The organism is Nonomuraea sp. CA-143628, from assembly GCF_050942315.1.
In the GTDB taxonomy this organism is placed as follows: domain Bacteria; phylum Actinomycetota; class Actinomycetes; order Streptosporangiales; family Streptosporangiaceae; genus Nonomuraea.
The window spans coordinates 9,684,149-9,698,408 of the sequence record NZ_CP192072.1; the positions used below are offsets into that span (position 1 = coordinate 9,684,149).

Annotated in this window: 10 protein-coding genes; 5 read left to right on the forward strand and 5 right to left on the reverse strand. The window is 70.5% G+C overall.

All coding sequences use genetic code 11. The annotated features are described in order from the left end of the window. Positions 1 to 59 precede the first annotated feature (59 nt). Positions 60 to 1,424 (forward strand): PLP-dependent aminotransferase family protein, encoded by a 1,365-nt coding sequence (locus tag ACQP2T_RS43905; RefSeq protein WP_433510771.1) that lies wholly within the window; start codon positions 60 to 62, stop codon positions 1,422 to 1,424. A 276-nt stretch (positions 1,425 to 1,700) separates the two neighbouring features. Here ACQP2T_RS43905 and pip read toward each other — a convergent pair whose 3' ends face one another. The 4 genes from pip to ACQP2T_RS43925 all read right to left on the reverse strand — a co-directional run bounded on the left by pip (position 1,701) and on the right by ACQP2T_RS43925 (position 7,400). Continuing rightward, the gene (pip, locus tag ACQP2T_RS43910; RefSeq protein ID WP_433510772.1) at positions 1,701 to 2,648 is read right to left on the reverse strand and encodes a prolyl aminopeptidase; all 948 of its coding nucleotides are present in this window, start codon (positions 2,646 to 2,648) and stop codon (positions 1,701 to 1,703) included. 57 nt (positions 2,649 to 2,705) lie between these two features. After that, positions 2,706 to 5,603 (reverse strand): M36 family metallopeptidase, encoded by a 2,898-nt coding sequence (locus ACQP2T_RS43915; RefSeq protein WP_433510773.1) that lies wholly within the window; start codon positions 5,601 to 5,603, stop codon positions 2,706 to 2,708. 181 nt (positions 5,604 to 5,784) lie between these two features. Beyond that, on the reverse strand, positions 5,785 to 6,705 hold the full coding sequence (locus ACQP2T_RS43920) for an amidohydrolase family protein (protein ID WP_433510774.1): 921 nt from the start codon (positions 6,703 to 6,705) through the stop codon (positions 5,785 to 5,787). A gap of 5 nt (positions 6,706 to 6,710) precedes the next feature. Further along, a complete protein-coding gene (locus ACQP2T_RS43925) occupies positions 6,711 to 7,400 on the reverse strand; it encodes a FadR/GntR family transcriptional regulator (protein WP_433510775.1) in 690 nt (229 codons plus the stop codon). 237 nt (positions 7,401 to 7,637) lie between these two features. On the opposite strand from ACQP2T_RS43925, the gene ACQP2T_RS43930 reads away from it, so the two are divergent. Next, complete coding sequence (locus tag ACQP2T_RS43930; RefSeq protein ID WP_433510776.1) at positions 7,638 to 10,055, forward strand: glycoside hydrolase family 95 protein; 2,418 nt, start codon at positions 7,638 to 7,640, stop codon at positions 10,053 to 10,055. On the opposite strand, the gene ACQP2T_RS43935 is transcribed toward ACQP2T_RS43930, so the two are convergent. Next, the gene (locus ACQP2T_RS43935) at positions 10,031 to 11,116 is read right to left on the reverse strand and encodes an FCD domain-containing protein (protein ID WP_433510777.1); all 1,086 of its coding nucleotides are present in this window, start codon (positions 11,114 to 11,116) and stop codon (positions 10,031 to 10,033) included. The genes ACQP2T_RS43930 and ACQP2T_RS43935 overlap by 25 nt on opposite strands. Positions 11,117 to 11,258: 142 nt before the next feature. On the opposite strand from ACQP2T_RS43935, the gene ACQP2T_RS43940 reads away from it, so the two are divergent. The 3 genes from ACQP2T_RS43940 to ACQP2T_RS43950 are packed head-to-tail and all read left to right on the forward strand — an operon-like array spanning position 11,259 to position 14,259. Continuing rightward, complete coding sequence (locus ACQP2T_RS43940; protein ID WP_433510778.1) at positions 11,259 to 12,530, forward strand: ABC transporter substrate-binding protein; 1,272 nt, start codon at positions 11,259 to 11,261, stop codon at positions 12,528 to 12,530. Then, a complete protein-coding gene (locus tag ACQP2T_RS43945) occupies positions 12,527 to 13,456 on the forward strand; it encodes a carbohydrate ABC transporter permease (protein ID WP_433510779.1) in 930 nt (309 codons plus the stop codon). The genes ACQP2T_RS43940 and ACQP2T_RS43945 overlap by 4 nt, the downstream gene beginning before the upstream one ends. Then, positions 13,453 to 14,259: a carbohydrate ABC transporter permease gene (locus ACQP2T_RS43950; protein ID WP_363991141.1), complete on the forward strand. Its 807-nt coding sequence runs from the start codon at positions 13,453 to 13,455 to the stop codon at positions 14,257 to 14,259. Before ACQP2T_RS43945 ends, ACQP2T_RS43950 begins: the two co-directional genes overlap by 4 nt. Position 14,260 lies beyond the last annotated feature (1 nt).

Below are 14,260 nucleotides of genomic sequence, written 5' to 3' on the forward strand. Positions count from 1 at the left end.
TATGTTCAGCGAAATCCGCTACACAAGCTGCTCTTTGTTCCTGAACAAAGCTTTGTCAGATGGGAGTTCTCGTGGAGGTCGATCCCGCCTGGCTGGGGCAGCAGGTTCGCGAACCGAGCGCGCGTGGCATCGCCACCTCTCTCATCGACCTGATCCGGCAGGGCGCGCTGCGGCCCGGCGCGCGGCTGCCGACCGTGCGGAGTCTGGCCCGCGCGCTGGGCGTCAGCCCGAGCACGATCGCCGAAGCCTGGGCCGAGCTGCGCAAACACCGGATGATCGGTACGGAGGGCCGCCGGGGAACCGTGGTGCTCGGACCCCCTGGCGTGCCGCACCCGGCGCGCTACGAGCGGATCGGCCACTTCGGCAGCCGGCTGGCGATCGACCTCGCCATCGCGGCGCCGGACCGGGCGCTGCTGCCGCCCCTCGACGCCGCGCTCGCCACGGCCACCTCCGCCGAAGGGTTCAACGGCTATGTTCGCGAGACGATCACCCCGCGCCTGCGGGCCGCGGTGGAGCCCACCTGGCCGTTCGCGGCGCAGAGCTGGCTGGCGCTCGGCGGCGGATACGAGGGGGTCCAGTTGCTCTGCCAGACGACCGCCCTGCCCGGCGACCGCATCGCCATAGAGGAGCCCACCGCGGCCAGGCTGCTCGACATCCTGGAGATGATCGGCGTCGAGGTGGTCCCCGTCGCCTGCGACGAGGACGGGCCCATCCCGGCCGCGCTCGCCGAAAGTCTGCGCTCCAGCCCGGTGGCGTTCGTCTACCAGCCGCGCGGTCACTCGCCGTGCGGTTATGCCGTGCCTGAGAGCCGCTCCGCCGAGCTGGCCCGGCTCCTCGCGCCCGCTAACACCCTCATCGTCGAGGACGACGGGATCGGCGACCTGTCCACCGTGCCGCTGAGCAGTATCGGCACGCAATTGCCCGACCGGACGGTGCTGGTGCGCTCGTACTCCAAGTCACACGGGCCCGACCTCCGGCTCGCGATCATCGGCGGGGCGGCGGAGGCCGTGGAGCGGGTGCGGGTGCTGCGCAGCTACGGAACCGGCTGGACCAGCAGGATCCTCCAGGACGCGCTGGCCCACCTGCTCACCGACCCGGGCACGCAGTCGATCGTGGAGCAGGCCCGGACCGCCTATGCCCGGCGGCGGGCGAGCCTGGCCACACTGCTGTCGGCTCGGGGCGTGCACACCGGCGGGCGGGACAGTCTCGTGTTGTGGGTGCCGGTCCACGACGAGTCGGAGGCTCTGGTCACGCTGGCCGCCCACGGCATCTCGGCGGCGCCGGGCAGCCGGTATCGGATCCGGCCTGGTCGGCCGCATCTGCGGCTGGCCATCGCGGCGCTCACTGAGGAGCCTGCTGAGCTGGGGGAACTCGCCGATGTGATCGCCCTGGCCGCCAAACGACCGGGGGCCGACCGTCACTGAGGCGGTGGAGGCTGTGACGGTCGGTTGTGGCTGAGGTCCCTTGGAGAGATACCCCCTTCGGGGGGAGCGGAAGAACCGGCCCGCCGTGGCTAGGGCCCTTCGGGGGTGGAAGGAGCGGGCCCGTTGTGGCTGGGGTCTCCAGGAGAGATACCCCCTCCGGGGGCGCGGAGGCAGTCGGTCCGTCGTGGCTGAGGAGCCTAGGGAGGGACCCCCTTCGGGGGCTCGGGGTGCTCGGGGGCGGGGAGGGGGTACGGACGAAGGCGCGGCCCGCCGGGGTCAGGTCGCGAAGCCGTCCAGGGCGGCCATGACCTGCTTGCGCATGGTGCCGCTGCCGGTGTGGCCTGAGTCGTCCACCACGACCAACCGGGCGTCGGGCCAGCGTTGGGCCAGGTCCCAGGCGGTCTCCAGGGGTGAGCCCAGGTCGAAGCGGCCATGAAGGAGGACGCCGGGGATGCCCGCCAGCTTGTCCGCCTCGCGCAGCAGGATGCCCTCCTCCAGCCAGGCGCCGTTGGAGAAGTAGTGGGCGCAGATCCGTACGAAGGCCAAAAGGGCCAGGGGCGGCCGGTCGCTGTAGGCGTTCGGTGAGCCGTTGACCTCCATGGAGATCACCGTGTCCTCCCAGGTCACCCAGTCGTGGGCCGCCTTGGCGCGGACGGCGGGGTCGGGGTCGGACATGAGCCGCGCGTAGGCGGCCAGCACATCGCCGTCGCGGTCGGACTCCGGGACGCCCTCGCGGAAGCGCTGCCGCTGCTCGGGGAAGTAGCGGCCGACGCCGTTGTAGAGCCAGTCGATCTCGGAGCGGCGGGTCATGGTGACGCCGCAGATCACCATCTCCGACACCCGTGCAGGGTGCGCCTCGGCATAGGCGAGCATGAGTGTGGACCCCCACGAGCCGCCGTACAGCAGCCAGCGGTCGACGCCGAGGTGCTCCCGCAGCCGTTCCATGTCGGCGATCAGGTGCGGGGTGGTGTTGGTGGACAGGTCGGTGGCCGGATCACTGGCGTGGGGCATGCTCCGGCCGCAGTTGCGCTGGTCGAACAGGATGATGCGGTAACGCTCGGGATCGAACCCGCGCCGCTGGTTCTCCGAGCAGCCCGAACCAGGGCCACCGTGGACGACGAGCGCGGGCTTGCCCGCCGGATTCCCGCAGACCTCCCAGTAGACGAGATGGCCGTCGCCGGTGTCGAGATGCCCATGGTCGTAGGGCTCGATCGGAGGATACATAGATCAACGGTACGGCCTGCGCCCGGTCGTGAGCGCAAGCCGTACCGTCTCCCCGGATCAGTGCGAGAACGCCTGGAATTCGGCGGCTCGGGCCTGGTCGCGCGTCGGGCTGGCCGTGGCGCAGTCCGTCGAGGAGTTGGGATCGTTGTCCTGCTCACCGGCGTAGAGCGGGTTGCCGGTGCACTGGGTGGTGAGCGTACGGAGCATCAGGTGGGTGGCGGTGGTGGCGGGGACGGTGAACGACTTGATGAGCAGGTTCGCGCCACGGGGACGGGGCAGCGTGGTCTTGAACGCGTCCGCCGGGCTGGTGTAGATCTTCCGGAAATTGGCCGGGTTCGCGCAGTCCTTGGCGCAGGCGAGCACCTCGAAGGAGCGCAGGGCGGTGAACCGGTTCTGCGCGCCGGGGTCGGCCGGGTCGTTGATGTTGGGTCTGAGCATCGCGCTGACCTGGACTCTGCGGATCTTGACCGGGCTGTCGCCCGCCAGGTCCACCGTGACCGACTTGCCGGCCGGCGCCCCGGTGAGTGAGGCCCAGTTCGTGGCCTCGGTCTCGTCGATCAGCTTGGCCTGGTTGACGCCGTCGCCCGAGGCCACCGCGCCGGCCGTGGCCGAGGCGAGGTTGCGCGACAGCGGCAGGGGAAGCGGCAGCTTCGCGCCTCCGACCACGGGGAACTTCAGCCGCGTGTGCCCGAACCCGTTGCCCGCCACCACGAAGTCGTACAGGCCGGGCGTCATCTCCACCGTGTCACCGAGCGGCGTCGCGGGGTCGGTGTCAGCGACCGGGACCACCCGTCCCTCGTAGTCGCCCACGTACAGGCGCAGCGCCGCGCCCTTCGCCTCGCCCAGCGGCTTGAGCTGCAGCGAGCCGTTCTTGCCGGCCGGGTTGACGAAGCTCGGCGTGGGGTCGGGGTCGTTCGGGCCGACGCTGGCCGCTGTCGCGCCCAGGCCGTGCTCGGCGAACGCGCGCCACATGATGTCCTGGTCGGCGCCGTCGAAGCGCATCGCGTCGGCCGCGAGCAGCGCGTCCCGGTGATCGACGTAGCTGACCGCGCCCGAGGCCATCAGCAGCAGGGCGTCGAGGGAGAGCTGCGCCCAGCGCCGGTTGCCCGGGCACTTGGCCAGCGGTGTCTTGCCGTCCGCGCAGGCCCGCTGCTGCTTGGCGCTGCCCTTGCCGTACCGCTTGACGAAGGCGTCGCGCACGTCGAACTGCGTGGCCGACCAGATCTCGCCGTCCGCGTGGACCTGCTGGCCGACGAGGTCGTAGGCGATGTCGCTGTAGTTGAGCGGCGACTTGGACATGTCGTAGTTCCGGATGCCCCGTTCGCGGTCGCCGGTGACGTAGCCGCCCGTGACGTACGGGGTCTGGCCGGAGGGGCGGAAGCCGTACTCGAACAGGTACTCCATCGCCATCAGGTCGGAGGTGCTCTCGTTCATCGCACCGGCCTGCGCGCCGCTCCAGCCGGCGTTCGGGCCGCCGATCATGCGGCCGGAGATGGCGTGGGTGTTCTCGTGGCCGATGACCGACATGTCGTAGTCGCCGTCCACGCACGGGGAGTAGAACGAGCCCGCGATCGGCTGCCACAGGTACATGTTCGTGATCGGCGCCACCCCGTCGGGCCCGGTGATCTGGTTGGCGTTGTCGCGGACGGTCAGGTCGCGGGCGCCCGCCTGGGCGTTGCCCTGCTCGGGGTCGTTGCCGAGCCCGCCACGGTCGCCGTTGTCCACCTGCATGTTCCACGCCGTCTCGGTGAAGCCGAGCCGGTATGACCAGTCGTGCATGCGGTTGTGCATGGCGTTCAGGTTGGCGATGGCGGCCTCGAGATCGTTCTCACCGCTCTGGTCGAAGACCGCCGGATTGCACTTCGCCTCGTGCCACTGGTTCCGCCACGGGTAGCGGTAGTTGCGGCTCGGCGTGAGCACGTTGCTGCGGGTGCCGACCGAGAACGGGTCGGGGTTCGCCCGGTTCTCGACGGTCTTCGCCGCGTTGCCGACGCTGGTGGTGGACGACGTGTTCGTGGCGTGGTCGACGTCCCACGCCTTGCCGGTCGGCGGGTCGCCGCCGGTCACGTAGTCGCAGCCGGGGGCCGCCGCGAAGCACCAGGTCTGGCGGGTGTCGGTGGAGGAGTAGTCGTCCGGCGGGTTCGACGGGAACGCCGACCAGGTCGGGTTGTCCGGGTCGAAGTGCTCGACCAGGTTCTCCCGGACGAGGATCGCGCCGGTGACCGCGTCCACGTGCGTGGTGTATCCGGCCGCCTCGCCCTGACCGCCGATCAGGACGACCTGGTACGCGCTGTGCACCCCGTCGGGCGCCGGTACGGCCACCGCGCTGACCTGCTTGGTGACGGCCGTGGCCAGGTCGATGCCGTCGTCCCTGGCCGCGATCTCCATGGCCCGCTGCGCGGTGATCGTGGCGGCCGGGGGCGCCGCCGTGTCGCGCGACAGCGAGGAGGTCACGTGCCTGATCTTGCCGCCGGCCACCCCGATCGCGACGAGGCCGTCCACGCCGGCCGGCAAGCCGCCGAAACGCTGGCGCAGCAGTACGGCGTGACCCGCGCCGATCGGGTTCACCGCGACCTTCTCCAGGGCGTCGACCGACGCGCCGGACAGGCCGAAGAGCCGCTCGTTGTTCTTGAGGTAGGCGCGCGCGGCCTGCTCCGGGTCGGCACCCAGCCCCTCGGCCAGCGGCTCGGCGCTGGTGATGGCGGCGGGGGTGCCCAGAGCGTTCCAGCGGATCTCGGCCGCCGGTCCCGCACTGCGGGCGTTGATCCCGACCGGCGGCGGGACTCTGCCTTGCCGGTTGTCCAGGTCGGGCTTGCCGGGCTCGCCCTCCTGAACGCCTTGGACTTGGGGAGCCGTCGCGCCCGGTTCACTCCGGGCGGCTCCGGTGAGGGGTAGAGAGGACGCCGTGATGGCGAGGACGACGACAGTGCTGCGTAACCAGGGTCTGCTCGACACCTTTTCCTCCTGCACGTCTTTCTCCTGGACGTCTTTCTCCTGAACGTCTTTCTCCTGAACGTCCAGAGGCGCGGGAGCTCGTGTCCCGCGCCTCCGCAAGAGTTAACACTGGTTTTATGCGCTGACAAGATCTTGTAAAGCCCGAAATATCGGCGTATGGGGGTCTGGGCGGGGGTCCGCGTCAGACGTCCCCGAGCCGATATGCCCGGCGGGCCGTACCGCCGAAGACGTCCGCGCGTTCCCCCGCCGACAGCCCCGCGCACAGCTCCTCGGCCGCCGACACGACCCGCTCGTAGTCGGCCGCGAGCAGGCAGACCGGCCAGTCCGACCCGAACATCACCCGCTCCGGCCCGAACGCCGCCAGCACGGTCTCGGCGTAGGGCCGCAGGTCCGCCACCCGCCAGGAGGTCCAGTCGGCCTCGGTGACCATCCCGGACAGCTTGCAGTACACGTTCGGGTGTGCGGCCAGCTCCCGGATCCGGCTCGCCCATGGTTCGAGCTGCCCCGAGGTGATGGGCGGCTTGGACAGGTGGTCGAGCACGAACGTCAGCTCGGGCAGCGCCGCCACCGTCTCGATGGCCGCGGGCAGCTGGTGCGGCAGCGTGAGCATGTCGTAGGCCAGGCCCGCCGATGCCACCGCGGCCAGCCCACGGCGGACGTCGGGGCGGGTGAGCCAGCCGGGGTCTGGCTCGGCCTGCACGCCGTGGCGGATCGCCACCAGCCCGCCGGACCGACCTGCGTGGCCCACCCTGCCTGGCTGACCGCCGGGCCGACCTGACTGGCCTGCCTGGCCTGCCTGGCCAGAGGACAGGCCGGCCAGCGTCTCGGCGACGGCGGGCGCGGTGAGATCGACCCAGCCCACGACCCCCGCCACCAGCTCGGACTCCGCGGCCAAAGCCAGGAACTCCACGGTCTCCGCCAGGTCGGGCAGCACCTGCACCAGCACGGTCCCGCCCACTCCCGCCGCAGTGGCGTGCTCGGCGAGCCGGTCGAGGGTGAACGTGCGGCGGATCGGCGCCAGTTTCTCGGCATCGAGCCAGCCATGGGCCCGGACCCCGAGATCCCAGACGTGGTGGTGCGCGTCTATCCGAGGCGCCTCCATGCCGGTCATCGCGGCTCGGCGGCGAGTACGAGGCGGAACCAGCTCTCGGTCGTGCTGACGTGCATCAGCGCCGCCGCCTGGGCCAGCGGGGCGTCCCGTGCGGCCAGAGCGTCGTAGATCGCCTGGTGCTCGGCCAGCGTACGGTCCGCGCTGCCCGCCACCACGCTCCCCCGCCACACGCGCATCCGGGTCGTCCGGCCCGAGATGCCGTCGAGCAGTGTGCACAACGTCTCGTTGCCGGTCGCGGCCACGACCGCGCGGTGGAAGGCGGCGTCGAAGTGGTTGAGCTTCTCCACGTCGCCACTGACCTCCCGCATGGCTGCCAGCTGCTCTTCGATGACCGCCAGCTGGGCGTCGGACACCCGGGTGGCGGCCAGCGCCGTGGCGACCGGCTCGAACAGCCGCCGGGTCTCGATGACCTCCATCAGCGTGTCGTCGCGCAGCAGCTCGATGGCGATCCCGAGCCCTTCGAGCAGGAGCGCCGGCTCCAGGCTGGTGACGTACGTGCCGTCGCCCCTGCGCACGTCGAGGACGCGCGCGACGACCAGCGCCTTGACGGCCTCGCGCAGCGGGTTGCGCGAGACGCCGAGCTGGGCGGCGAGCTGCGGTTCTGGCGGCAGCCGCGAGCCGGGCGGCAGGTCTCCGGACTGGATGAGCCGCCGGATCCGGGCGATGGCCTCGTCTGTCAGGGACATTTGATCCTTTCGTTCGCCAGCTGGAATCTAACAAACGTCCCATGTTCTGGCCAGCCCTATGCGCCGGACGTGGGGAACTAGACAGCGGACGATGATCGAGCGTACTAATACATCCCACGTCCGCCTTGGCCCATCCGCGTTGACCATCGCGCAACAACCTCCACCTCCGCGGACCACCCTCCGCGCAACAACCTCCACCTCCGCGAAGCAACCTCCGCGAAAACAAGAGGAGTATTGGTGACCCACGGCTACACACGCAGGGGCGTGCTCACGACCGGGCTGGGAGCCGCCGCCGGATCCCTGCTCACGAGCGGCATCGCCGCAGGACCCGCGCGGGCCGAGCCGTCCGCGCGGGACAACCCCCTCACTCTCTGGTACGGCAAGCCCGCCGCCGCCTGGCTGGAGGCGTTACCGGTCGGCTGCGGGCGGCTCGGCGCCATGGTCTTCGGCGGCGTGGCGACCGAACGCCTCCAGCTCAACGAGGACAGCATCTGGGCCGGTGGCCCGCACACCTACGACAGCCCCGAGGCGCTGGCCGCCCTCCCGCAGATCAGGCAGCTGGTCTGGGAGGACAAGTGGCAGGCGGCGCAGAATCTGGCCGACCAGAAGTTCCTCGGCCGGCCCAGCGAGCAGGCCCCGTACCAGGTGCTCGGCGACCTCACGCTGACGTTCCCGGGGTCGGCGGAATTCACCGAATACCGCCGTGAGCTCGACCTGACCCGCGCGGTCACCACGGTCACCTACGTCCGCGACGGCGTCCGCCACACGCGCGAGGTCTTCGCCAGCAACCCCGACCAGCTCATCGTCGTACGCCACACGGCCGACAAACCAGGCGCGGTGACGTTCCAGGCGGCCTTCTCCAGCGTGCAGAGCTCCACGACGGCCGCGGCCGGCCGGGCCACGATCGCGCTCGACGGGGTCAGCGGCGACACCCAGGGCATGAAGGGCGAGGTGCGCTTCCAGGCCCTGGCCAGGGCCGAGGCGAAGGGCGGCACGGTCCGCACCGACGGCGGCACGCTGGTGGTGGAGGGCGCCGACGAGGTCACGCTGCTGATCTCCATGGGTTCGAGCTACCGGAACTTCAAGGACGTCGGCGGCGACCCCGCCCAGGTGGCCGAGCGGCATCTGAAGCGGGCGAGCGGGCGACCGTACGAGGTGCTGGCGCACCGGCACGTACGGGACTATCAGCGGTTGTTCGGGCGGGTGGCGATCGACCTGGGCACCTCGGAGGCCGTCGCGCTGCCGACCGACGAGCGCATCGCCCGCAAGCAGCTCGACACCGACCCGCAGCTGGCGGCGCTGTACTTCCAGTACGGCCGCTACCTGCTGATCTCCAGCTCCCGCTCCCCCGGCTACGCGGCCAATCTGCAGGGCATCTGGAACGACTCGCTCGCCCCCGCGTGGGAGTCGAAGTACACCATCAACATCAACTGCGAGATGAACTACTGGCCTGCCGCACCGGCCAACCTCACCGAGTGCATGGAGCCGCTGTTCGACCTGATCAAGGACCTGGCCGAGTCGGGGGCCAAGACCGCCAGGACGCAGTACGGCGCGGGCGGCTGGGTGGCCCACCACAACACCGACGGCTGGCGCGGCACCGCGCCCGTGGACTTCGCCTTCTACGGCGTGTGGCCGAGCGGCGGCGCGTGGCTCTGCCTGACGATGTGGGAGCACTACCTGTACACGGGCGACGAGCGGCGGCTGCGCGAGCACTTCCCGCTGATCAAGGGCTCGGTCCAGTTCTTCCTGGACACGCTGCAGACCGACCCCAGAACCGGCTATCTGGTGACCAACCCCTCGCACTCCCCCGAGGTCGGCCACCACGAGGACGGCGGCGAGAACGTCAGCATCTGCGCCGGTCCGACCATGGACATGCAGATCCTGCGGGACCTGTTCGGCGCCTTCGAGGAGGCCTCGACGATCCTGCGGCTGGAGGAGGGGATGCGGGAGCGGGTGAAGCAGGCCCGCTCCCGGCTGGTGCCCACCCAGGTGGGTCATCTCGGCCAGATCCAGGAGTGGCAGGAGGACTACCGGGGCGACGCCGCGTTGTCGCGCAGCCGGCACATCTCCCACCTGTGGGGCCTGTTCCCGAGCCACCAGATCGACCCGCGCCTGTCGCCCGAGCTGGCCACGGCCGCCCGCCGGACGCTGGCGCTGCGCGGGGAGGCGGGGGCGGGCTGGTCGCTGGCCTGGAAGATCAACTTCTGGGCAAGGCTGCTGGACGCGCCCGAGGCGTACAAGCGGCTGAGCAACCTGCTGCTGCCCGCCAGGACCGCGCCCAACATGTTCGACCTGCATCCGCCGTTCCAGATCGACGGCAACTTCGGCGGGACCTCGGGGATCACCGAGATGCTGCTGCAGAGCCACGGCGACCAGGTGCACCTGCTGCCGGCGCTGCCCTCGGTCTGGCCGGCCGGGTCGTTCCGCGGGCTGCGGGCCAGAGGCGGGTTCGAGATCGACCTGGAGTGGGGCGGCGGAGCCGTACTGCGCGGGAAGATCTGCTCGGATCTGGGACGGAAGCTCACGCTGCGTACCGCGAAGGAGGTCACGGTGACCGAGCACGGCAGGCCGGTCAAGGCCGAACGGCCGGAGCCGGGAGTGATCGTCTTCGACACCCGGCGCGGCGGGGTCTACGAGGTGGTTACGTCCGCCTGACCAGGCCGGGTGCGGGGCGGGGTGCGGGACGCCTCGCCCCTGGCGTGGGCGGCGAACAGGCGGGCCGCCTCGTCCGGGTCGCCGGAGGCCAGCGCCGCCACCAGGTCGTCGTGGTGGCCCGCCATCGCGCCCCAGTCGCCACCGTAGAGCGGGTTGCCGACCACATGCAGGCTCCACAGGTTGGACTCGATGGTCCGCCACAGCCGCAGCAGGAAGGAGTTGCCGCAGGCGGCACAAACGCGCCGGTGGAAGGCCAGGTCGGCGTCCCGGAAGGCGCCGATGTCGCCGTCGCCCGCCGCCCGCCGCATCGCCTGCACGTCGGCGGTCAGCTGCCGCAGCGTCTCGGGCCGGACGCGGGTGGCGGCCTCGCGGGCGGCGTATTCCTCCAGCAGCACCCGGATGTCGCGGACCTCGCGGGCCTGCTCGTCGGAGATCTCCGCGACGTAGCTGCCCCGGTTGGGATAGGAGATGACCAGGCCCTCGTGCGCCAGCCGCTTGATCGCCTCCCTGGCCGGGGCCTGGCTGGTGCCGACCCGGCGGGCGATCTCCGACTCCACCAGCCGCTGCCCCGCCACCAGCTCACCGGCGACGATCCAGCCGCGCAGCAGCTCGTAGACCCGGTCCGACAGCAGCTCTCTGGGCACGAGCCGGGCCGCGGGCGGCGCGACCTGCTGCTCCTGCCAGATGCGGGCCACCGTGGACTGCGAGAGCCCGAGCTGCCTGGCCATCGTGCGCGTCGAAGGGACGGCCGGCCCGGTGGCCGCGGCGGCGATCACTCGTTCGGCCTCCCGCCGCTCCGCGGTGCGCGGGCGGCCGGGGCGCGGGGCGTCGGCCAGGCCGTCGAGGCCGCGTTCGACGAACCGGTCGCGCCACTTGGCCACGGTCGCGGGGCTCACCGCCAGCCGCGCCGCGATCTCGTTGCGGGGCAGGCCCTCGGCGCAGGCGAGCACGATGCGGCTGCGCAGGCTCAGACTTTCGCCGGCGCCCTCAGCCCACGCCCGCAGGGCGGCCAGCTCCTCCGCGCCCAGCACCAGCCGCTTGCCGTCCTCGCGTCCAGCCATCCGCCCATCCTAACGTATTTATGACTCAGGCAATCTGCTCGCAACCTATTTACGTGGCTCTTGACGAGCATATGTGACCTACGTATTAAATAATCGTTAATCGAGTGACGACCCATTAAAAGGCGTCTCCCCTGGAGGTGCGATGCGCTCCCCACGTCCAACCCACGCCCTGACCGCGCTCGGCGGCCTGCTCCTGCTCGCCGGCTGCGGCGGGGGCGGCTTCGCCGGCGGCTCGCAGGCGCAGCAGAGCGAGGGGGGCCAGGTCACCGTACGGATGCTGGTCAACATCACCCCGAACCTCACCCAGGCGTACTGGGACGGGCTGGTCAAGCCGTTCGAGCAGGCCAATCCCGGCATCGACGTCAAGGTCGAGGCGCCGACCGGCAAGGGCGTGGCCGACACGCTGCCCCAGCAGCTCGCCGCGGGCAACGCCCCCGACGTCGTCGAGACGCTGACGGCCGACGAGACACTCTCCAAGCAGATGCTCGACCTGACCGACCAGCCGTGGGCGAAGGACACGCCGCTGGTCAAGGAGGCGAGCCTGGGCGGCAAGATCTACACGGTCGGCGTCGGGGTGCAGGCGCAGTCGCTGGTCTTCTACAACAAATCCACCTTCGAGAAGGCCGGTATCGACAAGCCACCGACCACGCTCGACGAGCTCGACACGGTCATGGGCAAGCTCAAGGCGGCCGGGACGCTGCCGCTGCAGACCGGCGGCGAGTTCCTGACCGGGCTCCAGCTGCTGGAATTGTCCAGCCCCTCGCGCGCTCAGGCGCACCCCACCTGGCAGCAGGACATCAAGGCGGGCAAGCTCAAGGCGGGCGAGTCGCTGCTGCCGTTCCTGGAGCGCTACCGCACCTGGATCGACAAGGGCTACGTCGACAAGAACGCCCTGGGCATGAAGTACGCCGACGCCGAGACCGCCTTCCTGTCCGGCAAGTCGGCGATGTACGTCATGGGCAGCTGGTTCACCGCCGCCGAGGCCAAGTCCAAGAAGGACTTCGAAGTCGGCGTCTTCCCCGCCCCGGTCGACAAGGGCCTGAGCTACCCGGGCCCGCAGGGCGCCACGATGGCGGCCCCGTACATGATCCTCAAGTCCACCCCGCAGAAGGACGCGGCGCTCAAGCTGGTGAAGTGGCTCGTCACCGACCCGGCGGCGGTCAAGAGCCAGCTCAAGCAGGACGGCAACTTCCGCAACGGCGTGGAGCGCGAGTTCACCCCGTTGGAGAAGCAGGTGCAGCAGATCCTCGACGGCGCCCCGTCCGGGGTTCCGCAGGGTGAGGGCTACGGCGACGCGACCCTGCCCAAGGGCTTCAACGCCGCCTGGAACACCGAGGTCCAGGGCCTGTACGTGGGCAAGTCCCCCAAGGAAGTTGCCGAGGGCGTGGACCGCTGGCTGGCCGGCCGTTCATGACGCTCACCCAAGAAGCACCCGTCGTCACCACCACGGTCGTGCGGCGCAAGCCCGGGAGCCGCGACGGATGGGCCACCGCGATCATGGTCGCCCCCGCCACCGTCCTCTACACCGTGATGCTGATCATCCCGGTCGGCCTGGCCCTCTACCTGAGCCTGACCGACTGGGACGGCTTCAGCGCCAACCCCGCCTTCGTCGGCGCCGCCAACTACGTCAACCTCCTGGACGACCCCGAGCTGCGCCGCGCCGCCCTGGTCACCCTGCTGGTCGCGGCGGCGGGCACGGCCGGGCTCAACCTCCTGGGCCTCGGCTTCGCCCTCCTGGTGAACGGCGTCTCCAGGGCGAACACGTTCTTCCGGATCGTGCTGTTCTACCCGCACGTGCTCAGCGCCCTCGTGGTCGGCTTCCTCTGGTCGGCGATCCTCGGCACCTCCGGCGCGGTCAACAACCTGGTGACCACCTGGGGTGGCGAGGTGCTGCCGTTCCTGTCCGATCCGACGTGGGCCACGATCACCATGATCGCGGTGCTGGTGTGGGCGGGGTTCGGCGTCAACGTGGTGCTGTACCTGGCCGGGCTGCAGGCCGTACCGCACTCGCTGATCGAGGCGGCGCGCATCGACGGCGCGACCCGATGGCAGGTGTTCAGGAACGTGACGCTGCCCGCCCTGGGCCCGTCCGTGACGGTCAACATCGTGCTGTCGCTGGTGACGCTGCTCAAGACGTACGACCTGGTGGTGTCGCTGACGGCGGGCGGCCCGGCCGGTCAGACGCAGACCGTCGCCTACCTCATCCTGTGGAACTCCTTCCACGACGCCCGCCTCGGCTTCGGCTCGGCGCAGTCGGTGCTGCTGATGCTGGTGACGGCGGCGCTGGCGTTCGTGGTGACCCGGCTGCGCAGGCGCGGCGAGCTGGCGGTGCACCAGTGAGAAAGCCCTTCCTCTGGGCGACCGTCGCCTTCATGCTCATCCCCCTGTACGTGCTGACCGTCAACGCCTTCAAGGGCCAGCAGGACATCCTGGCCAACCCGTTCGGCCTGGGCGGCCTCACGCTGGAGCCCCTGGGCAGGGCGCTGACGAACCCGCAGTTCAACGTGGTCAAGGGCTACGCGGTCACGCTGCTGTTCGTGGTGGCGGTCAACCTGCTCTCGGTGGTGCTGGCCGCGCCCGCGGCCTACGTGATCGCGCGCAGCCCGAAGCGCCGCTTCCGGGTGCTGATGCTGTTCTTCCTGGCCGGGACGTTCATCCCGGGGCAGGTGCTGGTCATCCCGGTGGTCTACGTGCTCAAGACGCTCGGGCTGATGGGCACGATCCGCGGGTTCGTGCTGTTCGAGACCGTGCTGACCTTGCCGTTCTCGATCTTCCTGTACGCCGGTTACATCGCCACCGTCCCGGCCGTGCTCGACCAGGCGGCGGCGGTGGACGGGGCCGGGCGGCTGCGGACGTTCTGGCAGATCGTCTTCCCGCTGATGCGGCCCGCGGTCGCCACGATGGTCATCCTCAACACCTTCTCGGTGTGGAACGACTTCGTGAACCCGCAGATCATCCTGGGCCCCGGCAGCGGCCTGTACACGGTGACCACCGGCGTCTACGCGGCGGTCAGCCAGTACTCCACCGACTACACGGTGGTCTTCCCGACACTGCTGCTGGCCATCGCCCCGCTCCTGGTCTTCTTCGTCTTCATGCAACGGCACATCATCAGCGGCCTCACCGCCGGGGCCACGAAAGGTTGAC